The sequence below is a fragment of the Muricauda sp. SCSIO 64092 genome, from assembly GCF_023016285.1.
In the GTDB taxonomy this organism is placed as follows: domain Bacteria; phylum Bacteroidota; class Bacteroidia; order Flavobacteriales; family Flavobacteriaceae; genus Croceivirga.
The window spans coordinates 2,879,160-2,901,747 of record NZ_CP095413.1 but is presented as its reverse complement, the minus strand read 5'-3'; the positions used below and the strand labels follow the sequence as shown (position 1 = coordinate 2,901,747).

The 22,588-nt window shown below is 42.8% G+C and carries 22 protein-coding genes; 8 read left to right on the top strand and 14 right to left on the bottom strand.

The window, feature by feature from the left end; genetic code table 11:
• Positions 1–48: 48 nt before the first annotated feature.
• Positions 49–2,472: a hybrid sensor histidine kinase/response regulator gene (locus tag L0P88_RS12330; RefSeq protein WP_247130228.1), complete on the top strand. Its 2,424-nt coding sequence runs from the start codon at positions 49–51 to the stop codon at positions 2,470–2,472.
• On the opposite strand, the gene L0P88_RS12325 is transcribed toward L0P88_RS12330, so the two are convergent.
• From L0P88_RS12325 to L0P88_RS12285, 9 genes are all read right to left on the bottom strand, one after another.
• On the bottom strand, positions 2,473–3,822 hold the full coding sequence (locus L0P88_RS12325; RefSeq protein ID WP_247130227.1) for a sigma-54-dependent transcriptional regulator: 1,350 nt from the start codon (positions 3,820–3,822) through the stop codon (positions 2,473–2,475). It lies immediately after the preceding gene.
• 137 nt (positions 3,823–3,959) lie between these two features.
• Positions 3,960–4,268 carry a hypothetical protein gene (locus L0P88_RS12320; protein WP_247130226.1) on the bottom strand — a complete coding sequence of 103 codons (309 nt, stop codon included), beginning with the start codon at positions 4,266–4,268 and terminating at the stop codon, positions 3,960–3,962.
• Between the two features lie 222 nt (positions 4,269–4,490).
• The gene (locus L0P88_RS12315) at positions 4,491–4,787 is read right to left on the bottom strand and encodes a hypothetical protein (protein ID WP_247130225.1); all 297 of its coding nucleotides are present in this window, start codon (positions 4,785–4,787) and stop codon (positions 4,491–4,493) included.
• A 277-nt stretch (positions 4,788–5,064) separates the two neighbouring features.
• Complete coding sequence (locus tag L0P88_RS12310; RefSeq protein WP_247130224.1) at positions 5,065–5,223, bottom strand: hypothetical protein; 159 nt, start codon at positions 5,221–5,223, stop codon at positions 5,065–5,067.
• A 104-nt stretch (positions 5,224–5,327) separates the two neighbouring features.
• Positions 5,328–6,857, bottom strand: a complete 1,530-nt coding sequence (locus tag L0P88_RS12305; RefSeq protein ID WP_247130223.1) for a DUF4301 family protein — start codon at positions 6,855–6,857, stop codon at positions 5,328–5,330.
• A complete protein-coding gene (locus tag L0P88_RS12300) occupies positions 6,850–7,416 on the bottom strand; it encodes an AAA family ATPase (protein ID WP_247130222.1) in 567 nt (188 codons plus the stop codon). The genes L0P88_RS12305 and L0P88_RS12300 overlap by 8 nt, the downstream gene beginning before the upstream one ends.
• Positions 7,371–8,009, bottom strand: coding sequence for a nicotinamide riboside transporter PnuC (gene pnuC, locus L0P88_RS12295; RefSeq protein ID WP_247130221.1), 639 nt, complete (start codon positions 8,007–8,009; stop codon positions 7,371–7,373). The genes L0P88_RS12300 and pnuC overlap by 46 nt, the downstream gene beginning before the upstream one ends.
• Positions 7,993–8,253: a thiamine-binding protein gene (locus L0P88_RS12290; RefSeq protein ID WP_247130220.1), complete on the bottom strand. Its 261-nt coding sequence runs from the start codon at positions 8,251–8,253 to the stop codon at positions 7,993–7,995. The genes pnuC and L0P88_RS12290 overlap by 17 nt, the downstream gene beginning before the upstream one ends.
• 297 nt (positions 8,254–8,550) lie before the next feature.
• A complete protein-coding gene (locus tag L0P88_RS12285; RefSeq protein WP_247130219.1) occupies positions 8,551–9,186 on the bottom strand; it encodes a 4'-phosphopantetheinyl transferase family protein in 636 nt (211 codons plus the stop codon).
• A gap of 68 nt (positions 9,187–9,254) precedes the next feature.
• Between L0P88_RS12285 and ahcY the strand changes: the two genes are divergently transcribed.
• Positions 9,255–10,571 (top strand): adenosylhomocysteinase, encoded by a 1,317-nt coding sequence (gene ahcY, locus L0P88_RS12280; RefSeq protein ID WP_247130218.1) that lies wholly within the window; start codon positions 9,255–9,257, stop codon positions 10,569–10,571.
• Positions 10,572–10,623: 52 nt separating this feature from the next.
• Here ahcY and L0P88_RS12275 read toward each other — a convergent pair whose 3' ends face one another.
• The 4 genes from L0P88_RS12275 to L0P88_RS12260 all read right to left on the bottom strand — a co-directional run bounded on the left by L0P88_RS12275 (position 10,624) and on the right by L0P88_RS12260 (position 15,284).
• Entirely contained in the window at positions 10,624–11,208 is a 585-nt protein-coding gene (locus tag L0P88_RS12275; RefSeq protein WP_247130217.1) for a DUF3332 domain-containing protein, read from the bottom strand.
• A gap of 263 nt (positions 11,209–11,471) precedes the next feature.
• Positions 11,472–13,367 (bottom strand): peptidase M61, encoded by a 1,896-nt coding sequence (locus L0P88_RS12270; protein WP_247130216.1) that lies wholly within the window; start codon positions 13,365–13,367, stop codon positions 11,472–11,474.
• 85 nt (positions 13,368–13,452) lie between these two features.
• A complete protein-coding gene (locus L0P88_RS12265; protein ID WP_247130215.1) occupies positions 13,453–14,208 on the bottom strand; it encodes a LytR/AlgR family response regulator transcription factor in 756 nt (251 codons plus the stop codon).
• The gene (locus L0P88_RS12260; protein ID WP_247130214.1) at positions 14,208–15,284 is read right to left on the bottom strand and encodes a sensor histidine kinase; all 1,077 of its coding nucleotides are present in this window, start codon (positions 15,282–15,284) and stop codon (positions 14,208–14,210) included. Before L0P88_RS12260 ends, L0P88_RS12265 begins: the two co-directional genes overlap by 1 nt.
• A gap of 245 nt (positions 15,285–15,529) precedes the next feature.
• Between L0P88_RS12260 and L0P88_RS12255 the strand changes: the two genes are divergently transcribed.
• The 6 genes from L0P88_RS12255 (at position 15,530) to L0P88_RS12230 (ending at position 21,489) form a co-directional block, all read left to right on the top strand.
• Positions 15,530–17,917 carry a TonB-dependent receptor gene (locus L0P88_RS12255; RefSeq protein ID WP_247130213.1) on the top strand — a complete coding sequence of 796 codons (2,388 nt, stop codon included), beginning with the start codon at positions 15,530–15,532 and terminating at the stop codon, positions 17,915–17,917.
• A gap of 10 nt (positions 17,918–17,927) precedes the next feature.
• Positions 17,928–18,746, top strand: coding sequence for an SDR family NAD(P)-dependent oxidoreductase (locus L0P88_RS12250; RefSeq protein ID WP_247130212.1), 819 nt, complete (start codon positions 17,928–17,930; stop codon positions 18,744–18,746).
• 17 nt (positions 18,747–18,763) lie between these two features.
• Positions 18,764–19,300: a DUF1569 domain-containing protein gene (locus L0P88_RS12245; protein WP_247130211.1), complete on the top strand. Its 537-nt coding sequence runs from the start codon at positions 18,764–18,766 to the stop codon at positions 19,298–19,300.
• 6 nt (positions 19,301–19,306) lie between these two features.
• Positions 19,307–19,876, top strand: coding sequence for an SRPBCC domain-containing protein (locus L0P88_RS12240; RefSeq protein ID WP_247130210.1), 570 nt, complete (start codon positions 19,307–19,309; stop codon positions 19,874–19,876).
• A gap of 190 nt (positions 19,877–20,066) precedes the next feature.
• On the top strand, positions 20,067–20,606 hold the full coding sequence (locus tag L0P88_RS12235; RefSeq protein ID WP_247130209.1) for a DUF1569 domain-containing protein: 540 nt from the start codon (positions 20,067–20,069) through the stop codon (positions 20,604–20,606).
• A 46-nt stretch (positions 20,607–20,652) separates the two neighbouring features.
• On the top strand, positions 20,653–21,489 hold the full coding sequence (locus L0P88_RS12230) for a dienelactone hydrolase family protein (RefSeq protein ID WP_247130208.1): 837 nt from the start codon (positions 20,653–20,655) through the stop codon (positions 21,487–21,489).
• Between the two features lie 28 nt (positions 21,490–21,517).
• Here L0P88_RS12230 and L0P88_RS12225 read toward each other — a convergent pair whose 3' ends face one another.
• On the bottom strand, positions 21,518–22,534 hold the full coding sequence (locus tag L0P88_RS12225) for a phytase (RefSeq protein ID WP_247130207.1): 1,017 nt from the start codon (positions 22,532–22,534) through the stop codon (positions 21,518–21,520).
• Between the last annotated feature and the right edge of the window lie 54 nt (positions 22,535–22,588).

Here is a 22,588-nt window from a genome sequence, read left to right as displayed (position 1 = left end):
AACCTTTACCCTTATGCTGTCACGTATATCTATGGAAAGCCCCTTTACATGTACCCCAAGTCCAAGCAAAGGTTTATCTTAAAAGTTGTTGCTAGTTATTCTATTTTAGGTGTATTGGTATTGCTTGCTGCTTTTTTCATTTATTCGGAATTCAAGGAATACGACTCCTCACACAATAGGGAAGAAGACAATAAAAAATTGTTAAAAACCAGTGCATTGCTCACAGAACTGTATGAGGCCGAAAATTTATCCAAATTGGTATTGCAAACCAAAAAACGGGCAAACCTTAAGGCCTATGCCAAAAAGGTGGATTCCATATTCAATTCCATTGAGAGCATTCAACTATTGACCAAAGACCAGGGGCAATTTCAAAAGCTGGACAGTATTCAAAAACTCTTGCAGCAAAAAGTCTACAATAATGCCGAACTACGAAAACTAAAGGTAGAGAATACCAAAAGTGCCCCCATTGATTCCTTGCTCAAAAGGTTTGATAAAATAGCGGTTGATATGGGAAGGATCACTCCGGAGACCTTTGTCCCCAATTTTAAGGAATTGCCCCCAAAGGCCAAAAATTCCATACGGGAATATGTGGCCCTACTCAATAACAATATTCCGGATGAAACAGATGGAAATGCACCGAAAATAGGTATAGATTCCATGTTGCGCATATCCCGCTCCATTTTGGAACACGCCAAAACGGAAAAGTCGCGGATGGAACGCTCGGTATTGGTAAAGGAACTTGAAATCTACAGGGCCGATATGGAGCTTTCACAAAAGCTAAGAAGTATGATCACAGCTTTTGAAAAAGAAATCATTGCCCATACCTATTTGGATAATCTTCATAAGCAAGAAGCTATAAGGCGAAGCAACCATTTGACCGGAGCTGCCATTTTTCTTGGACTGATTGTGGTCTCAATTTCTACATTTTTAATTACGAGGGACTTTTGGAAGGTTCAACAATACCGTCAACAATTGGAACGGGAAAAAAAATATTCCGAGTCCCTTCTCAAAAGCAGGGAACAATTGATATCCACGGTAAGCCACGATCTAAAAACCCCATTGAACAGCATAAGTGGATATACTGAATTAATGGAGCATGGCTATCTGGAGACCAAGCAAAGAGAGTATATAAAGCATATAAAATCCGCTGCTACATACGTGGACAGGTTGGTGAACGACCTTCTGGACTTTTCAAAGTTGGAGGCAGGTAAAATACGACCGGAAAAAATACCTTTTGTGCTGTCCCACTTAATCACTGAAATTGCTTTGGATTTTGAAGGCCTACGTAAAAAAAAGTCCATAGCGCTTAGGTTGGAGATTGAAGATACGTTGGAAATCCCCATCGTTGGGGATCCATTTAGAATGCGCCAAATACTTGCCAATCTATTGGGGAACGCACTTAAGTTTACGGACAAAGGGGATGTGGAAGTCCAAGCGCGAACCCAAGGGATAACAGCTAATCCACATATTGAAATTAAGGTCCTTGATACCGGTATTGGCATTGCTTTGGAAAAACAGGAATCCATTTTTAAAGAGTTCACCCAAGGGAGTAGTTCCATAGAAAAAAAATATGGGGGCTATGGTTTAGGGCTTACCATTGCCAAAAAGTTAACCAGGCTATTGGACGGTACCCTGCATCTGGAAAGTGAAAAAAACAAGGGAAGTTGTTTTACGCTCACCTTTCCACTACAATTTTCAGATACCCCAGTTTCTAGAGGACAATCCAAAAGAAATCATTTGAAAAAACCGCCTTCATTGCTCATTTTTGATGACGACGATACCTTATTGGAACTGCTGATCGAAACCGGAAAAACCTATGGAATGCGTACTGAAGCTTTTTCAAGTTTCGAGCATCTACAGAAAACAGTGAATTTTCAATATGATATTGTTCTAACGGACATCCAAATGCCAAAAATCAATGGTTTTGAAGTAGTTAAGAAACTAAAAGGCGAAGACCATAAACATTATAAGGGCCAACCCTTTATTGCGATGACGGGTCAACGAAGCATGGACCAAAGCGTCTATGCTAACGCTGGTTTTAGCCATGTGCTGGCAAAACCTTTTTCACAACAAGAGCTTTTTGATGCCATCTCAAAAGTTATGGATTTCCATGATTGTGACACAGGGGTAGTGCCAATCAACCCCACCCTGTTCAACTTGAAGGGTATTTCAGCTTTTGTGCACGACACCGAGGGAATAAACGAAATTTTGAAAAGCTTTTTGGAGAATACGGCCCAAAACATGAAACTGCTCTCCACAGCCGTGGAACAATCAGATTACAATGGGATAAAATCCATTTCCCATAAGATGTTGCCCATGTTCCGTCAATTGGAGGTCAAGAATGCCATTACGATCCTTGAAAGGTTTGAAAATCTTTCCGTTGATGTACCGCACGCAAAAGCCATAAAAAGCTTTGAGCAACTTCGGGTCCTTGTTTTGGACTTGAAAAAAGGAATCTTACAATGTCTTTGATCACACTTCCAATTGATACTTGTCGATTTTATTATAAAGGGTCTTTCTTGTCATCTGCAATAGCTTGGCTGCTTTGCTCTTGTTAAAATTGGTCTGTTTTAGGGCACTGAGGATTTTTTCCCTCTCGTAACTGGATTTTGAGAATTTGGATTCATAGTCCAAGCCAGTCCTTTCATGTAATGTATTTGCTATTGCGCTTAATTCAATGGTATCCCCTTTGGTAAAAAGAACGGCACGTTTTATGACATTTTTTAGCTCCCTCAGGTTACCCGGCCACGCATACCTATGGAACATCTGCATCACATCTTCTGAAAAACACGTCACTTTCTTATCGAGTTCTTCGTTTGCCCTGTCCAAAAAATAATTGACAAAGAGCACTAGATCTTCAGCACGATCCTTTAGGGAAGGGATTTCTATGGAAAACTCATTCAAACGATGGTATAGATCTTCCCTAAAACTTCCTTCTGCAACCCTATCCAATAAACTTTCATTTGTTGCGGTTATGATTCGTACATCTATCAAAATCTCTTGTGAGCTACCCACGCGCTTTATCTTTCGTTCCTGTAGTGCCCTAAGCAGTAACACTTGGTTTTCGTAGGAAAGGTTTCCTATTTCATCCAAGAAAAGCGTACCGCCGTTTGCGGTTTCAAAATGCCCTGCTTTATCGGCAACGGCACCCGTGAAACTTCCCTTGACATGTCCAAAAAACTCACTGGTTGCAATTTCTTTTGGAATGGCGCCACAATCCACGGCAACAAAGTTTTCGCGCTTTCGCCTACTGCCACGGTGAATGGCCTTCGCCGTAACTTCCTTTCCTGTCCCGCTCTCTCCGGTAATCAAAACGGACATATCCGTAGGGGCTACCAAATCCATGTACTGTTTCCATTTTTTGGAAGCCTCACTGCTGCCAAAAACAGCGTCATAATTCCCTTTCCCTGAAGGTTGCGCCATGGCAGTTTCCTTTTTTGGGGGCAGTGTTTTTCCCTGAGATTCCTTACCTAGTGCATTAGTAATGGCCAATAACATACTTTCTGGGGTAAAGGGCTTGGAAATGTAATCGAACGCTCCCTTTTTCATTGCCTCCACTGCTGTTTTTACCTCTGCATAACCGGTCATTAATATGACCTGTGTCCCCGGGAATTGCTTTTTTATTTTGGAAAGTAGGGCGATACCATTGCCCTCAGGTAATCTGACATCGGACAGGATAACATCAAAAAAAGTAAGTCGCAACTCTTTCTCCGCCTCACTTATTGTGCTTGTTGATGAAATGTCAAAGCCATGCTTGGTCAAAAACGTATGTAGCATTTGACAGAAAGCGGTATCGTCCTCAATAATTAAGATTTTGGGCATGTCTTAATACCATAATTACGGCGCTGGAAAAGAATTGGACGTTGGAAGTGCCGTAAAATTATCATAAAAGTAGGGAGCCCACGAATGTGGGCCCCCTTTCCAAACCAAACAAGCACATATGCTATGAATCACATACGCTATACCTTTATCCAGTTCCCTTCCGCATCTGCATATAGCGTACCTGAGCTACCATCTTCCATAGCAACTTCCATTTTGTAGATATCGGAAGCGTCTTTGTATGCTTTGGTAATTTTAGCGGTAGGATAGTCCCTTGCCACGGCTGCCGTAACAGCCTCTGGGAGGTCGGAAACACTTATTTCCTCAAAATCCTGGGTAATGTTCATTGAACTCACCCCATCCCCAATTTGTTCGGCAATCTCTTCCTGTGCCATAGCCGTAAGACCAGCTATGGATAAAATGGTTGCAAAAATCAATTTTTTCATCATGTATGTTTTAAAAATTAAACTTGCTTACCCTTATGAAAATCCAGTGCCAATACTTTTCAAAGAGCAAAATAGGATTTAACTGTTTGAAAATAAGATGTTTATGATTTTACAATAAAAATAGGAGTTGTGTAATTATGTTTACCAAACCCAACAGACTGTATATTTTTTACACAAAAAAAGACCATCTGTTAGATGGTCCTCCAGGTTTTTCGAAGACGATAGCTATTTTTTAGGTAACCAACGACCGTAGGAATCGATGTAGACCGTTCTTCTTGTACCACTTTGTAATACCATAATGAGCTTGTACTTACCATATCGGTTCTTAAAAGCTTGACTTAATTTAGAGGTGGGATAATCCTTAAGCAATGCTTCCACTACGGCTGGCGGCAATTCCGAAGCATCAATTTTTTGGTACTCGTCCGTTTTTTCCACGGATACTTCCATTGGGTGTACCGTATGCGCATTGGAAATGGACAAGGTAGCCATTGATACTATAGCAAGGAGAATACGCTTCTTCATTTTTCTTATGTTTTGGGATATACCCCTTATTTACGACCAAAAAAAGCAATTGGATGCCCTTTTTGATTTTTTTATCCTCCTGAAAAGAAAAAAGGCTGTCAATGGCAGCCTTTCCGATTCCCATGGTTTGGGAATCTGGGATAACGCCTGGTTAGTGTAGCATAGCATCACCCGTTCGGATACTTTTTATTCCTTTTTCATGAAAAGGACCGTATCGTATCCACTTTACGGTCCTTTCAACCAAATCAACCAACCAAAAATCCGTGAGCCTTACTGGCTACAGCGGAGTGCAAATATCATTTTCTGTTTTCAGCTCCACCTCTTTAGCAGCTGTAACTATTCTTTTGTCTTCCGTATCGTTCAAAAGTGGCGCGGAAAAAATCAAGGTCCCTACCCATGCAATTCCCAATAGTCCCGATTTTATGATGTCTGCCATTCCTTTTGCTTTTCTATTGGTAAGACACCTCTTTTTTGGAAAAGTCACATAAAACAAAAAACCACCTAAAAAAGGTGGCTTTAACGGATATACTATATTGGTTTTTAAGCCTGGTGGGAAGGCTTCAAAAGATCGTTTACCGTTTTTACGGGGTTAAAGGTGACCAAGGGAACCTCAACAAAAATAGTGTTCCAAAAGGCCATGGCACCATTCCAAAGTCCTGGAAGTTCCATTGCCTTTAAATCTTTACCATCTTTGGTTTTATCGGTTATAAAACCTTGTTTGTGGTCCACAAACTGTATAAGATCGTATTTTTCCCCTTTATAGTTCTTAATACCGCAAACCAAATCCACGGGGTTAAAATGTGTTGAATTTTTAAGGATGGATACCTGCGCTGAATCCGACATATCCACCTGTGCCGATTCTATTATTTGAAGCGAAATATTTCCTTGGCCATCCTTTATGAAAAAAGGCCCTCCACCAGGTTCCCCCTCATTTTTTACCATCCCACAAATACGGATAGGGCGGTTGATATATTTCTTTAGGACAGCTTGTTTTTCATCATCGTCCATATTTTGGAAGCCATCAGGGAGTACCACGTTCAATTGGTCGGCGGCGAATGTTGCTATCTCATTGATTTTTTCGGTATCTGGGTCGTTATCCAATTCCCGGGCATAGGCAAATGTTGCGCTTTGAAGTTTTAACAATAGCCCCCCAAGCATTTTTTTACTGTTGCCCACCGCTTCCAAATTTTTGTCAATGACCACATTATCGATGTTCTTGATAAAAATAACATCGGCATCCTGTTCGTTGAGGTTTTCAATCAAAGCGCCGTGACCTCCAGGTCGGAACAATAGGCTTCCATCGGTATCGCGAAAAGGGGTATTGTCCATATTGACGGCCACCGTATCCGTTGATGGTTTTTGAAAGGAATAGGATACCTTGAATTCCGTATCGGTCTTTTGCGAAATTCTTGGTACGGAAATACCTTCTTCCTTTTTGAACATTTCCTCATGCTGCGGCGAAATGGTAAAGTGCAAATTGGCCTTTCCATTGGTTTTGGCATACCACGCCGCTTCCTTTAAATGTTCTTTAAAAGGTGTGGCAGCGCCCCGCTTGCACACATGAAAGGGCAGCAAACCTTTGGGATAAAAACCAAAATTGAGACCGTCTTCTGCCAACATGGTTTTGACAAAAAGGTGGACTTTCTCATCTTCATTGGCATATTGCCCTTCAATTTTTTGTAGCAATTCATCATGAAAAGGAAATTTATCCATGCCTTCAACAAATTGCTGTACGGCCTTATCCCCAGTACGGTCAAAATAGGTTGCCAATGTCTCCTTTGATGGGTCAAAGGCATCCACAAAATTGAACATGGCCTTGAACATACGGGAGGCGGCACCTGAAGCTGGAACAAACTTTAAGATTGTCTTGTCCTCAATAGTGTCTTCATAGTACGAAACCAATTCTCCCTCATTTTCAACCTTTACAATGCCTCCCTTAATTATGGCGGCCTTTTCAAGGGTTACAAACGGAATGCCCTCTTTAAAGGTTTCAATCTGTTGGAATACCCTTTCCTTGGCAATCCCCTTTTCGTTGAGTTGTGCTTCGTCTTTTTGTGTAAAGTCAATCATTGTTCATCAGTTTGTCAGTTTCGGTAATGGCCGTATCCAATCGTTTTTCTTGATTACCTTCTAAAATAACAAAAGTACGTTGATATTTCTCCAAAGCTGTTTTGAAAAGGTTAAGCATCTTCACCCGCTCATTTGGTCTATCCCTAAGGTCATCTGGCACCCATGGTACATCAATGCCAGTCAAAAAATAAAGGTCATAGGTATTTTGAAGGGCATATTTCTCCAGGAGCGGATCACAAAAATCATCAAAATAGGCTTCGGAATATACCTTGGTCACCAATAGGTCCGTATCGCATATAAGAATCTTATTGGCTCGTTTGGCCAATTGGTTCTCCAGGGCCATTTGTCCCTTAGCTATGGGCAAAAGATCTTCCAGTTCGCAAATCTTTCCCTCATCATACCATTTTTTTTGAAGGTATTCCCGGGCATATTCCGGGACCCAATGGGTATGGTAATGTTTGGCCAATTGTTTTGCCAAAGTAGTTTTTCCGGTCGATTCAGGTCCAAACAGGACTATCTTAATAAGGTCTGAGGGCTGTTGCTTAAGCTTCTCTTCCATGCAGCATATGCTTGTATTGCCAAAACCGTAAAAATAAGATATTGAAAGGACAACATTCCCCACCCCCTATAGGCATAAAGTGGAACGGTAATAACATCCGCGATAATCCAAAGGGTCCAGTTTTCCAACTTCTTCAGTGCCATATACCACATTGCCGTAAAGAACAGTCCCGACGTAAAAATATCGATGTAATTGGAAGTCAAAATTTCATAACCGAAGAGACGATAAACCAAATAATTAAAGCCCATGGTTGCCAAGAACAATCCCAATCCAATCCATTTTTCCCTGGCAGTGGTTCTTGAAATCTTGACAATTGTCCTGTTCCCCTTTTTTCTTGACCAGTTCCACCACCCGTAGATGCTCATGGCGGACCAATAAAAATTCATCATCATATCTCCCAAGAGTCCATCCTTTAGGAATAAATACACCGTAATCACCGTTGCCAAAAGCCCTGTTGGATACACCCAAATGTTTTCATGCTTCGCAAACCAAACGCTGAGTATCCCTGATACAAAAACAATCGCTTCCAGAATAACAATATAGGTTTCCTTCCCGCGATAGGCATCAAGAAAAAAATCAAAAATGGGGCTCATAATCGCTTCGATCGGACTTTACGATTTTCATATATAACAGCACCTTATCCGTATTTTCAAAAGCCACTTTAATCTCTTGGGCAACTATTGCCATTACAGCATCATAAGGACCGTAAACCTGTGTGCTCAAAGGATTTTCCAAAACCCTTAATCCAGAGTTCCGAAGTTTTGTAATGAAATTGATGATGGGGGGTTCAAAATCATCCTGTAATGGGGTCAGGGTAAGCTCTACGGAGATTTTCATTGGATATGTTTATCTATTTAAGGGACAAATCTAGTATTAAACACGTAAACTTAGAGCCTGTTTGGGAATTTGTGATTGGAATTGTTATAGGCCATTTTTAGTGCGGAACGAGGCACGACATAGCGAAAGCTATGGGCGAGCCGGTGCGATGGAAAAGCATAGCCATAGTTATGGACTAAAATTTTAACAGGACCGAAAGAAAAGGCCAACGGTTTGGCCTTTGAAAGAGGGGCCAGATGGTGCGCTGGCCGCAAAAAGGGACATAAGAAAACAATTGACAAATTCCCAAACAGGCTCTTAATTGCCATCCAGGGCATAAGCATAGGAAAACCCTTCAAATTCATCAAAGGTGATTTGATAGCTGGATTTCCTTCCCTGATAGTGGATCTCCGCCGTAGTCCCTAAATCCCCTAGTTTAAAATCGTTTACCATGATATGATTTAAGAAACTGAGCCCTGGCTGTGCATAAATTTTATAAAGGGCTTCCTTGGCACACCAAACCTGGGTCAGTTTAAGGATCAATGCCTCGGCATTGGCTACGGTTCTATATTCATGCAAGGGTGTAAACTTATGGGCTATCCTCAGAATTTTTTCCCGCTGCTTTTCAATATCTATCCCAACTTTATTGGAGGTACTTACAATGATTCCCGTAAAGTTATGGGAATGCGATATGGAGATATGGGTGCCATCCATCAAGAAGGGCTTCCCAAATTCATTATAAAACAAGTGCTTCCCCTCATATCCCGCCAAACCCAATAAATGCCGTATGCTTAAAAATGCCCTGCGGTGCATTTCCGACTTCATATCCCTTAATCGATCCTGGCAACGTTGGCTGAGTTCTATACCGGTGGCCAGTTCATTTTCCTTTTCGGTTACCTTCCAAATAAAGGATTTTATATGCTCTGAAACTGTTATGGTTTTGTGAAGTGGCACAGCTAATAGTAAGGTGAATTTGTATCTTTGCAGCCGAAAATTGCTATAAATAATTCAAATACACAATTATGAGCACCAAAACTGTAGCATATGTTCCTTTTAAAGTGAAAGACATTTCATTGGCAGATTGGGGAAGAAAGGAAATAGAACTGGCCGAGGCAGAAATGCCAGGATTGATGGCCTTACGTGAAGAGTACAAGGACGAGCAACCTTTAAAAGGGGCCCGTATAGCGGGATGTCTCCATATGACCATCCAGACCGCCGTACTCATAGAAACCCTTGTGGAACTTGGTGCTGATGTTACCTGGAGTTCCTGCAATATTTTCTCTACCCAGGATCATGCCGCCGCCGCCATTGCCGCTGCCGGGATACCTGTTTATGCCTGGAAAGGTATGAACGAAGAGGAATTTGACTGGTGTATAGAACAGACTTTGTTCTTTGGGGAAGAAAGACAGCCATTAAATATGATTTTGGACGATGGTGGGGATTTGACCAATATGGTATTGGACAAATATCCTGAATTGACCAGCGCGATCAAAGGACTGTCCGAAGAAACCACCACTGGCGTGCACCGTTTGTACGATCGTGTGAAAAATGGAACACTGCCCATGCCCGCAATCAATGTAAACGACTCGGTGACCAAATCCAAGTTTGACAACAAATACGGTTGTAAGGAGAGTGCGGTTGATGCCATCCGTAGGGCTACGGATACCATGTTGGCCGGAAAGCGGGTGGTTGTTGCAGGGTATGGTGATGTTGGAAAAGGAACCGCTGCTTCTTTTAGAGGTGCAGGGGCCATCGTTACCGTAACCGAAATTGATCCCATCTGTGCTTTGCAGGCCTGTATGGATGGTTATGAAGTGAAAAAGCTGGAAAGTGTTGTGCAAAATGCGGATGTGGTCATTACCGCAACAGGAAACAAGGACATTATCCGGGAAGAACATTTCCGGGCGTTAAAGGACAAGGCCATTGTATGTAATATTGGGCATTTTGACAATGAAATTGATATGGCCTGGCTAAATGGGGACTATGGACATACCAAAGATGAAATCAAGCCCCAGGTAGATAAGTATACTGTTGATGGTAAGGACATTGTGATTTTGGCTGAAGGTCGATTGGTAAACCTTGGTTGCGCTACAGGCCACCCAAGTTTTGTGATGAGCAATTCATTTACCAACCAAACCTTGGCACAAATCGAATTGTGGAACAACAGTGAAAACTACAACAACGAGGTGTATATGCTCCCTAAGCATTTGGATGAAAAAGTCGCAAAATTGCATTTGGCCAGATTGGGTGCCGAACTCACAGAATTGAAGAAAGATCAAGCCGAGTATATTGGGGTAACCGTGGAAGGCCCTTATAAACCGGAGTATTATAGATATTGATTTTATACAGCCTTACTAAGAACCCCCGATTGCTCGGGGGTTTTTTTATTGCTTATTCTATGGTGGCAAGCATCCCTTCCATATAGTAGCAACTTTTGTTTTCTTCCAGGAGTGCCAAATTCTCTTCTCTGGAATCCAGTGGGTTTATTCGGACCTCTTTCCCATTTGGTAAGTAAACAATATAAAAGCCCTCTTCCATGGAGGAAAGTTTAATGATCTCACCATTGGGCCGAATGGCGTTCCACGACTTTTCATCCGGTTTATAGAATAGTTCCAATTTGCTTCCCTTTTTGGGGCCTTCCAAAACCGTTAGTTGGATCCGGTTTTTTGTTCCTACCATCTCAATGGTATTTCCTTCATGTTCCACAAGTTGTGTTTCCACATCACCCTCTTTCATGGCAATAGGGTTAGACCCCGACCAAAACTCAATGACGTTGAAAATAAGGGTATCCCCTATAAAAAACAATCCATATACGGGCACGATGTTCAGTCCCCAAAATATGAGGTTATCCAGGAACTTACTATCGGTCAAACCATCGTTCCAATCCCTAAGGTTATTAAAGGCTTGATAAGATCCAAGGCAACTTGAACATAACAGGGTCAATGAAAGCATTACGGCAATTACAGGTTTTTTCATAATAAAAGATGTTTACGTTAATACCTCATGAAACTACAAAAATCAATCTTTGGACTCTCCTTTGATTGCCTTGTTTTTATGTAGTTCTAGAAAAAAAAGATGCTCTCGACCCTTTTTATGGAGGAACGCTTGAAAGGGATTTTCCTAAGGGCACGCTGAGCTACCCTAGTTGTTAAGTTGAATTGGTTGATTAGGTTTTAAGCCAATACCATTGGCTCATTATAGCGCTTAACAAAATATGTTCTGAGCCCGTACCACTTTTCTTAGCGCTTCAACCAGGCATTCCTAAGCGCTTTCTGTCCCTGGGAAGCCTCTGGATTTTCCATTAAGGTATTCGCTTTGGTATACGAAGGTGTTGTGGTCGTTTTTATCACCACTTCCTCAGCTTCACGCATAAGGACCACTTCTATTTCTTTACCAGGTTGCCAGGTAAAGACCTCCCCAAAGATTTGATTGGCGTTGGCCAGGCTCACTTCCACCCCGTTAATGGACTTGAACACATCATTCGGTTGGGCACCATTGTCATTCCAGAAACTATTGTTGGTTACCAAGTCATTGAACTTTATGGCGCCTTTTTCAGGGTCGGCACCAACAATTAGGTTTCCTGCATTTTGGATATAGTTTGTTTCTACTTCGGCTTCGGCAAAATAAAGTCCCACTTTTTCAAAAAAAGCACCATAATCAATGGGATCGGTCCCCACTACATGGGTATTCAAAAACTCCCCTACCACTGGGTAGGTCATCCCTGTGATCTCTTGGATCAAATCGTCATCAACAAAGGGCTTATTTTTGCCATAGGTATTGGACAGTTCCTTCATTAGGGTCAGCAGGCTTCTACTACCATCACTGTTTTCACGAATTAAGATATCCAAACACATTCCTATAAGCGCGCCCTTCATATAAACATTGGTATAGTTTTCCTTATAAGGACTTTTCAAGACATTCTCACTCATTTGCGTGAAGCTCATGGTATCGTCATAATTGGAGCGTGACGCATTTATTTTTTGTGTGGTCCTGGAATAATACTCTTCTTTATCGATCAAGCCCTCATAGACCTGGAAATGCTGTGCAAAATATTCGGTAACGCCTTCGTAGAGCCATAGATGCTTACTAAAGGTGGGCGCATTGTAATCAAAATAGTGTACATCCTCAGAATGTACGGACAAAGGGGTTACAATATGGAAAAACTCGTGTGCCACAATATCTATCATGGATTCTGCGAAGGCTTCCGGTTCCATTTGCTCCGGTAGGACCACCACTGTGGAGGAATGATGTTCTAAAGCCCCAAAACCTTTTGGGGAATCTTCTTTCGCCGTATCGGATAAATAAAGTAGAATATCATAACGGGGCGTACTGTTTAAATCGCCCAGGTACTTTTTTTGGGCCAACATCATTTTATTTACCGTCTCTTTGATCCCGGCAGCGGTATGCACCTTATTGGGAGAAAAAACACTCAATACGATTTTAATATCCCCGACCATAAACTCTTCCACTTCCGTTTCGCCATACATCATGGGATTGTCCGTTACCTCAAAATAGCGATTGGCCAAAAAAACCGAATTCTTGGTCTTTCCATCCTCACTGGTTGAAGATTCAATTTCCTGGAGGGGGGAGGTATAGTTAAAATGTGATGGGGCAGTAATGTCTATTTGGTAAGCGTTGTTCTTCAAAGAATCAAAATAACCTATAAAACCATGTAGATTCAACATTATCTGCTTGGGTTCAATGTTTGTTCCCGCAGGCGAAAAGGGGACTTCCTCGCCTATACCACCCTGTACTTCCTGGTCAAAGGTATCGTTGACCCAGTACGATATTCGATCCAGTTGTTTGGCATTGGGGAACATCCAAGTATTGGTATCCACTTTGTTTACCACCAATTCTTCCCCTTGATAATCAAAAGCTTTTATGCCTTCGATATATTTACCGAAATCCGATACCGAATACGTTCCCTGGACTACCCTGGGCAACCTGTATAGTACGGTATCGGTGACAAATCTTCCCGGGTCAATGGAAACCGCAACTTTATCGTCATTACTATTTACCAAATCCAATGCTGCGATAATTGGGTTATCCGTGGCCAAATCATTGACTACATTTTTTGTGCCGCACGCGGATAGTATACCCAGGGCAAAGACCAATAGACCAAACTTTTTAATCATTAGTTGCTGTTTTAAATTGAAACCGTGGGTGAAGATATGGAGAAAACCTATCCTTTGGCCAAAAGGAGAAATGAAAATTGCCGGCCTACATATCCAACCAGCGTTTAAAGTTGGTCGTACGTTCCCGGGATACAATGACCTGGTTTTCTTCCTTAGGAAGGATTTTCAATAGTAAACGACTGTTGAAGTAGCTGTGTATTTCCACTACGGACTTTACAGAGACCATAAACTTTCGGTTGATTCGGAAAAAATGAATGGGATTCAGGATGTTTTCCAATTGGTCTATGGTATATTCTATGGGATAGCTTTGACCCGAATGGGTGTACAGGCAGATCATGCCTTCATGGGACTTGAAATAGGCGATGTCCTCCACGTTGAACGACTTGAACATATTGCCCACTTTGACCATAAACCGATGCTTATACTCCTTGTGGAACAATTGTTTTAGATGTTCCAGATTTTCAGCTGTACCCCGCCCATTTTGGGTAATGTTCTTTTTGAATTTCTCAAGCGCTTTTTTAAGGTCATCCTTTACAATGGGTTTCAACAGATAATCAATTCCGTTGTACTTAAAGCCCCTAATGGCAAACTCGTTGTACGCCGTGGTGAAAATTACGGGTGGGTGCTCTTCAAGTCCATCCAAGATATCGAAGCCGTAGCCATCGTTCAATTGAATGTCCAGGAAAATCAAGTCCGGTTGGGCATTGTTGGAGAACCATCTGGTCCCGCTTTCCACGGAATTCAGTATGGCCTCCAAACGGATTTCAGGTGCCAGTTCGGCCACCAACTGCCCCAGGCGTTTGGCAGCAAATTCCTCATCCTCTACAATGACGGCTTTCATCAGGAAATCGCTTTTAGGTTCATTTTGGTAATGCTTTCATCCAACAACGGGATGATGACCTCAAAGTGATCGGTTTCCTCCCGGACCAAAACCTGTTTGTTCGTATAAAAGGCATAGCGTCTTTTGATATTCTTGATTCCCAACTGTGTAGTCCCATTTTTTAATTCGCGCTTTTGCAGGTTGTTCTTGATGGCCAAGGCGTCATTTTGAATGGAGGAAATGACCACCTTCAACGGTTTTTCCTTGCTGTACCTATTGTGTTTCAGTGCATTTTCGACCAACATCTGCAATGAAAGTGTGGGTATTACATATTTTTCGGGATTTACCTTGATCTCCAATTGTATCTGAACCGCCTGTTTATGGCGAACGTTCATCATAAAGATGAAGGAGTCCAAAAAGCCCAGTTCCTTTTGAAGGGTAACCAAATCACGTTCGCGATTGTCCAAAATATAGCGATAGCTACTGGCCAAACGTGTTACAAAATCGGAAGCCAGGTCACGGTCTTCATACATCAATGAGGTAAGGGTATTTAGACTGTTGAACAAAAAGTGTGGGCTTATCTGATTTTTCAACATGGCATATTGGGATACCATCATTTCCCGTTTTAAATCTTCCATCTGACGTGTAAGTTCATCTTTCTGTTTCATGGTAAAATAGAAGAGGTTCACAAAAATCACGGCAAAGCCCAATAACCAGGCCCTAAGGACATTTCCACGAAATTCCAGAACGGGATCCTCACAAACAATACCAATGGTTTCCCTTAGGGGAAAAAGGGCCACATAATAGATTATGGCGGTCATGGGAACCAGTACCGCCATGGTCTTACCAAAAATGATAAGACTGTTTTTAAAATCAAGCCCGCCCCGTTCCAACTGTTTATAAATCAGCCTATCGTTATATTCCCAGGCGACCATGAAAAATAAAAAAGCGGTGAGGTAATAAAATATGGGCGTAGGTTCAAAAAATGTGCCTTCTTCCCCTTGGCCGTGTTCCACTGAAAGTTTTATCAACAAAAAAACCACATTGACCACCATCCAACGGAACAAGAACTTACGAACCCCTTTTTTTGAAAACATCCTTTTCATTTCAACTTTAAAGATACACAAGTAACCATTCGGACCACCCCAACTTTTTCTTTACCGTTACACTTTACACTGAACCGTCAAATTAAGGATTGAATTGTAAAATGTGCCTTTAAATGGCTTTTTATCAGTTCAGTCCAAATCCTTCCCGTTCAAAAGGAAAAAACCCACTTGGGTGAAATTGGTGTGGTCAACCCCAATGCAATCCACACTTTTGGTTTCAACAAAAAAGACATGCCATGAAAAAAACAATTGCTATCCTAATTATTTTAACTGTCCATTTTGGTTTTTCGCAAACCGGAACCATCAAAGGGATTGTTGTGGACAAACAATCCGAAAACCCTTTGGAGGGAGCCACTGTGGAACTTTTGAACACAGAAGTTGCCACTGGGGTAATTACGGACTTTGACGGTCGTTTTACCCTTACCGGTGTCCCACTGGGAAGACAGGCCATAAGGGTAAGTTTTATAGGCTATGAAAGTGCTACCATCCCCAATGTTGTGGTTACCACGGGCAAGGACGTTAGCGTGAACATCACACTTTTGGAATCCTTTAACCAACTGGATGAAATTGTACTTACCACTGAAACCAATAAAGACCAGCCTTTAAATAAGGCCGCCGCAGTTTCGGCCAGGCAATTTGGTATAGAGGAGGTAACCCGGTTTTCCGGGGGACGCAGTGACGTGGGGCGCTTGGCTGCCAATTTTGCCGGGGTTTCCACTCCGGATGATAGCCGGAATGATATTGTGGTCCGCGGGAATTCCCCAATTGGGCTGCTTTGGCGCGTTGAAGGTATCCCAACACCAAATCCCAACCACTTCGCTGCCTTTGGCACTACGGGAGGACCTGTTTCTGCCATCAATCCCAATATGCTCAAAAACTCGGATTTCATCACTTCTGCCTTTCCCGCAGAATATGGGAATGCATTGGGTGGGGTATTTGATCTTGGATTTCGAACGGGAAATGTGGATGATTATGAATTCACGGCCCAGGCCGGGGCATTTACCGGGCTTGAGGCTACAGCAGAAGGCCCTATGGGCAAAAACAAGGGCTCCTTCCTTTTGGCCGCACGCTACTCCCTGGTAGGGCTTGTGGGTGGAGGCGCAGGGGGAGCTTCCACCGCCGTACCCAACTATGCGGATGTTTCCTTCAACCTAAATTTTGGAAAGGGGAAACTCGGAACCTTTTCGGTATTTGGGATTTTGGCCACTTCCAATATCGACTTTTTAGGGGATGAGATTGACGAGAATGACCTTTTTGCTGCCGAGGACGAGAATCTTTTTGTTGAATCCCGCTTTGGGGTCTTGGGGCTAAAACACCGTTTGGCAATTGGGAAAAACTCCTATCTAAGGACCATTATTGGGGGGTCACTGGCACAAAGTGAGATCAATGCGGAGCGTTTTATCAACAAGGACACTCCAGAGGAACGGTTGCTCCCATTTTTTGATACCGATGACCGTGAGAGCAGACTTACGTTTTCCACCCTTTTTAATAGTAAAATCAGCAATAAGATTACTTTTCGTAGCGGGGTATTGCTCGAGAATTTCGGTCTGCAATCCTTGCTTCGGGACAGGGAGGAACAACCGGACAATGATGGTGATGGTGATCCCGACCTTACTACGTTCCGCGATGTGGATGAATCCTTTGTAGTGCTACAACCCTATGTGCAGGGACGATTTAGGATTACTGAAAAACTTGCACTCAATGCCGGATTACACAGCCTTTACAGCGCCCTGAACGAACAGTTTGTCTTTGAGCCACGGGCAGGCCTAAAATACAATATCACCGCGTCCCAAAGCCTTAGCCTGGGGTATGGTCTGCACCACCAGCCTGCACCGTTGCCCCTCTTATTTATTAATGAAAATGTAAATGGGGAAGCCGTTCAAACCAACCGTAACCTGGATTTTGTTCGCAGTGCCCATTATGTCCTGGGTTACGATGTGAAATTGGCGCCCAGTTGGAGGGGCAAGGTAGAAGTGTACTATCAGGACATCGACAATGCCGCCGTAGAGTCCTTCCCATCCAGTTATTCTTCCCTGACCGAAGGGGCCGACTTTGTTTTTGATAACGATCGCACCGGTCTGGTAAACGAAGGGACAGGGTTCAACCGCGGTATCGAATTCACTTTGGAAAAATTCTTTAGCAAGGGATATTATGGTCTTTTAACAGGGTCGTTTTTTGAAAGTAGGTACGAGGGCAGTGATGGTATTGAGCGCAACACCCCTTTTAACAATGGGTACGTCGTTAATTTTTTGACCGGCAGGGAATTTAAAATCGGCGCTGCAGGACGCAACGTATTCTTTGTGGATACCCGTTTGGCCACCTCCGGGGGACAATACTTTACGCCCATTGATCTTGAAGCATCGCAACAAGCCGGTTTTGAAGTACAACAGGAGGACCTAGCCTTTAGCGAACGTTTTGACAATTATTTCCGCTGGGACGTAAAATTCGGAATTCGATTAAACAGCAAGACGAAAAAAAGGTCCCATCAGTTCTATGTGGATCTGCAAAATGTTACGAACAATGAGAACGTGTTTGTACGAAGGTATAACCGATTGACGAATCAAGTAGATCAGGTAAATCAAATAGGGTTCTTCCCTGACTTTGGATACAAGTTTCAATTCTAAACCATAGGCCATGGGATTTTCAAACCACTTCAAAAAAACATTCAAAGCAAAATATGGTTCCTGGGCACTGGTCACCGGGGCCTCCTCTGGAATCGGCGAGGCATTGTGCAAAAATCTCGCCACTATGGGCATGAACATTGTCCTTTCGGGGAGGAACAAGGAAAAGCTACGCTCCTTTAGCAATTCACTTGAAGAGGAATATGGGATTCTTACCGAAGTTGTGATTGCCGACATCTCCTCTACTCCCGAGGTCTATAGGATGGTTGAGGAACTAAGGAACATTTCCATTGGGTTGTTTGTTGCCTCGGCCGGTTTTGGAACATCGGGCCACTTTAGGGAGGCAAATCTTGACGAGGAGATCCGTATGTTAAAAGTGAATTCCCTGGCACTGATGATGCTCACGCATTATTTCGCCCGGAAGTTTGCGGAGCAGAAAAAGGGTGGAATTGTTTTGATGAGTTCCATTGTGGGTTTTCAAGGGGTTCCCAACGCCTCCCATTACGCGGCTACAAAAGCCTATGTACAGTCTTTGGGAGAAGGCTTGTACCACGAGCTTAAACCTTATGGGGTGGATGTCATAGCTGCTGCTCCCGGTCCAGTGGACACCGGTTTTGGAAAAGTGGCCGATATGCGAATGGAAAACGCCTTAAAGCCCAATGATATAGCCATACCCATTTTAAAGGCCCTCGGCAAGAAGCATACCGTATTTCCCGGATTGCTGACCAAACTATTGGTATCAGGTCTTAGGACCGTACCCAGATGGGGTAAGATACGTATCATGAAAATGGTGATGGGGAAGATGACCGAACATCAGCAAGCATCACTCTAATGTTAAGCGCCATTCAAATGAAAACAACACTACTGTTATGCTCCTTTTTGGTTGCAACAGTTCTGCTCATGGATAATCCAAAAAAAGAATGCTGTTCCCATTTTTTAAAAGGAGAACTGACCGAAATAGAGGGTTATATTGCCTTTAGGGACAGCCTGAACCCTGCGGTTTCCAAAGTGGAAGTGGCTTGGCACCTCGATCATTCCTTGCGCACCATCAATGAAATCCACAAAGCTGTAAAAAAATCAAATCCGGAGAATTACAAAGGAAGGATCAATCTTGGTCGTACCCTACTTTTACTGATCAACAAAATCCCAAGAGGGAGGGCGGAATCCCCTAAAATTGTGACCCCTCCGGAAGTTATCCATACAGACAGTCTGTATGGGCAACTCGCGTTGGCAAGAAAAAATCTTACAGCCTACGACTCGCTTCCCAAAAAGGCTTTTTTTGAACACCCCTATTTGGGAATCATGGATCGCAAAACCTCCAAAAAGTTTCTGGAAATCCATACCGAACACCATCTAAAAATAATAAGGGATATTTTAAAAAAATAAGTTGCTATGAAAAAAAGTGGTTTCATACTTGCCATTGCATTTTGCCTGATTTCCTGTGTATCAACGAAAGAAAAGGTGGCCAGTGGGCAGCCTTATACCGATCAAATCAATTGGCCAAACGCCTACGACCCGAAAAAGGCCGGTTTTTTTGTCCATAATGAAATAGACATTAGGGCATCCCCGGAAACCGTTTGGAACATTTTGATCCAGGCCGAAACCTGGCCCAATTGGTACGAAGGGGCACGAAACGTGGCCATAACAAGTCCGGACGATACAACAATCCTTTTGGAGGATGCTGTCTTTACGTGGAAGACCATGGGACTGAACTTTGAATCTTTTATACGGGAATATGAGCCCTACTCCAGATTAAGTTGGGAATCCAAAAAAAACAGTATTAAGGGGTACCATGCATGGTTGATCGTTCCAACGGACAACGGTTGCAAACTAATAACCCAGGAATCACAAACCGGTTTCCTGACCTTTATGCAAAAGGTATTTCAACCCAGAAAACTGGAGGGCCTACACCAAATTTGGTTGGAAGAAATCATGCAAAAGGCCGAACAAAAAGATTTATGATAAATTTTGGTTACAAATTTCAATTTTGGACGTCCCATTACTATCAATCAAGAACACCAATAATCATGAAAAAAAGTGAGAACAAGTATCGGGAGAAAGAGAAAAAGTTGCAGACAACTCCCTTTACCTTTAAGAAAAGAAAAGCTGTACGCCCTACTTTTGTATGGTGGGGGTGGAAAACCACATAAAAATGAAGAAAATCTCTTGGGCAGTTTCAATTTTAATCATCATTGTTACCGTGGTTTCCATTAGTAATAACCGGGAAAGCGATAGTGACTTTCTGGATGGTCAACTTGTAGAAATAGAAGGTTATTTTGACCAAAGGGCCATCAAAAATGAAGCGATATCCCAAGCTGATGTAGCGTGGCATTTGGATCATATGCTCAAAACCATAAACAGGATTTCGGAAAATTTGCTTCGCTCCGACCCTAATGCGTATACCTCCAAGTTTAATATGCAGCGAATTGTTGTGCATACTTCTGGAATAATCCCCAGGGGCGCAGCCCAATCACCTCCCAGTGTAAGACCCCCGGATGTTGTGCTTTTGGATAGTTTAACGGCGCAACTCCAAAAGGCCCGGCAAAATCTAATAGATATTTCCAGTTTGGATGAAAACGCCTTTTTTGCCCACCCTGTTTTTGATCATTTGGACCGGGACCAATCCCGAAGGTTTTTGGAAATTCATACCAACCATCACCTAAAAATCATTCAGGATATTTTGGAGGAATAATTTGGGAAAGGTTGATTATCTTTAGACAAATCCTGAATATACCAAAATGAAAAAAATAGCGGCCCTATTGCTTGTTGCAGGTTTGATCGGCATCGCATCCTGCAAACCCAAAAAAGAAAACACCACTGATACCAAGGAAACCCAGGAAGAGCTTCCCGTAAAAGTGAAAGGGGAAGAGGTTACCTATGCCACCGATTCCACAAATCTTAAAGGATATATTGCCTATGACGAAAATGTTGCGGGAAAACGTCCTGGAGTTTTAATTGTCCATGAGTGGTGGGGACATAACGATTATGTGCGCCAACGTGCCGATATGTTGGCCGAATTGGGGTATACGGCCATTGCCGTGGACATGTATGGTGATGGCAAACTGGCCGATCATCCCGATGATGCAGGGAAGTTCGCGTCAAGTGTAATGACCAATCTGCCAGAAGCCACGGCACGCTTTAATGCCGCTTTGGACTTGTTAAAGTCCCATGAATCTGTAGATGGTGATAAAATTGGGGCCATTGGCTATTGTTTTGGTGGTAGCGTGGTCTTGACCATGGCCAATTCCGGCGCGGATTTGGATGCCGTGGCGGCATTCCACAGTGGGGTTCAACTTCCGGTAATGCCCAACGACCAACTAAAGGCCAAGGTATTGGTGTGCAATGGTGCTGATGATCCCTTTATCAGTCCTGAATCCATAACCGGTTTTAAAACCGCTATGGACTCCATTGGTGCCGATTATAACTATATCTCCTATCCCGGGGTAAAGCATAGTTTTACAAGTAAGGAAGCGGATGCCAATGGTGAGAAATTTGGATTGCCCTTGGCTTATGACGCGGACGCCGACAAGAAATCCTGGGACAGTTTGCAAGCACTTTTTGCTGAAGCGTTCTGACCCAGTAAATGCAATCAGAGATGCATCGTTAATTAGGCTTAAACCCTAGTTTGTTTAAGTCATAGAAATAGAATTCCTTGGTATCGTTCATGGCCGCAAAAAGGCCATTGGGAAAAGTATCGTTTAATGGGATGGTCACCACCTCACAACCGTCCGTTCCATAAGTGCTTAGATTTACCGCTTTTAGGAATTCGTTTTCCCTTCTTGAGAAGATGTTGAACTCCCCCAGTTGTTGGTTGGAAACAATGACGTATCCCCCACCGTTGGGATAACAGGCAATGGCAATCCCTTCAATATCCTCTAAAAAATGCTCCCCTCCAAAACAGGAAATTTCCGTATTGCCCATACTTGGTTCGGCGTAGTATTTACGAATGCACACGCCCTCGTCGGAATAATAGACATAGCCTTCCGCGTCATCCACGGCAATGGCCTCAATTTCCTTTTGGCCACTATATTTACCAAATTTTCGAACAAGTTCAGCTCGGACACCCAAACTATCCGGTTTTAATACGTACTGATATAAATAGCCCTCCAATGGACCGGTTTTACGTCCAACAATAGTATAGATTGAACTATCCCTTGGGGATTTGTACAGTGCTATTCCCATAGGAAGGTTTTGTTCAAAACCCTTGGCATCCTCAAAAACTGGAAAACCGCCATTATCCAATGGTTTCATATCCGGTACGGAAAACAGGCGAATTTGTTGTTTCTCCCTTTCGGTAAAGGCCAAAAGATCGACCCGTGTGGAGTCATTCAATCGAAATCCGTATTCAATGTCCACATTATTGGGTCTTTGCAGGTTTTTTATGCTTTTGTCCCCAATAATTTTACCGTCCAAATCAAAGGCATAAACGCCCCCGTTGGTTTCTTTATCCGTCCCGAAAACGATGCTTTCGGAAGGATTTTCCGCATTGACCCAAATGGCGGGATCGTCCGTATCGTTGGGGGTTTTCTCGGTAATGATATCAGGAGCAATGGGAGGCAACTTACTTTGATTGCAGGAAAGGAGGGACACGGCAACAAAAACTAAAAAATAGGCTTTCATGAACGAATTTTTAGGAAAAAACCCTGCCCACGGGTAGGAATGGACAGGGAGTGT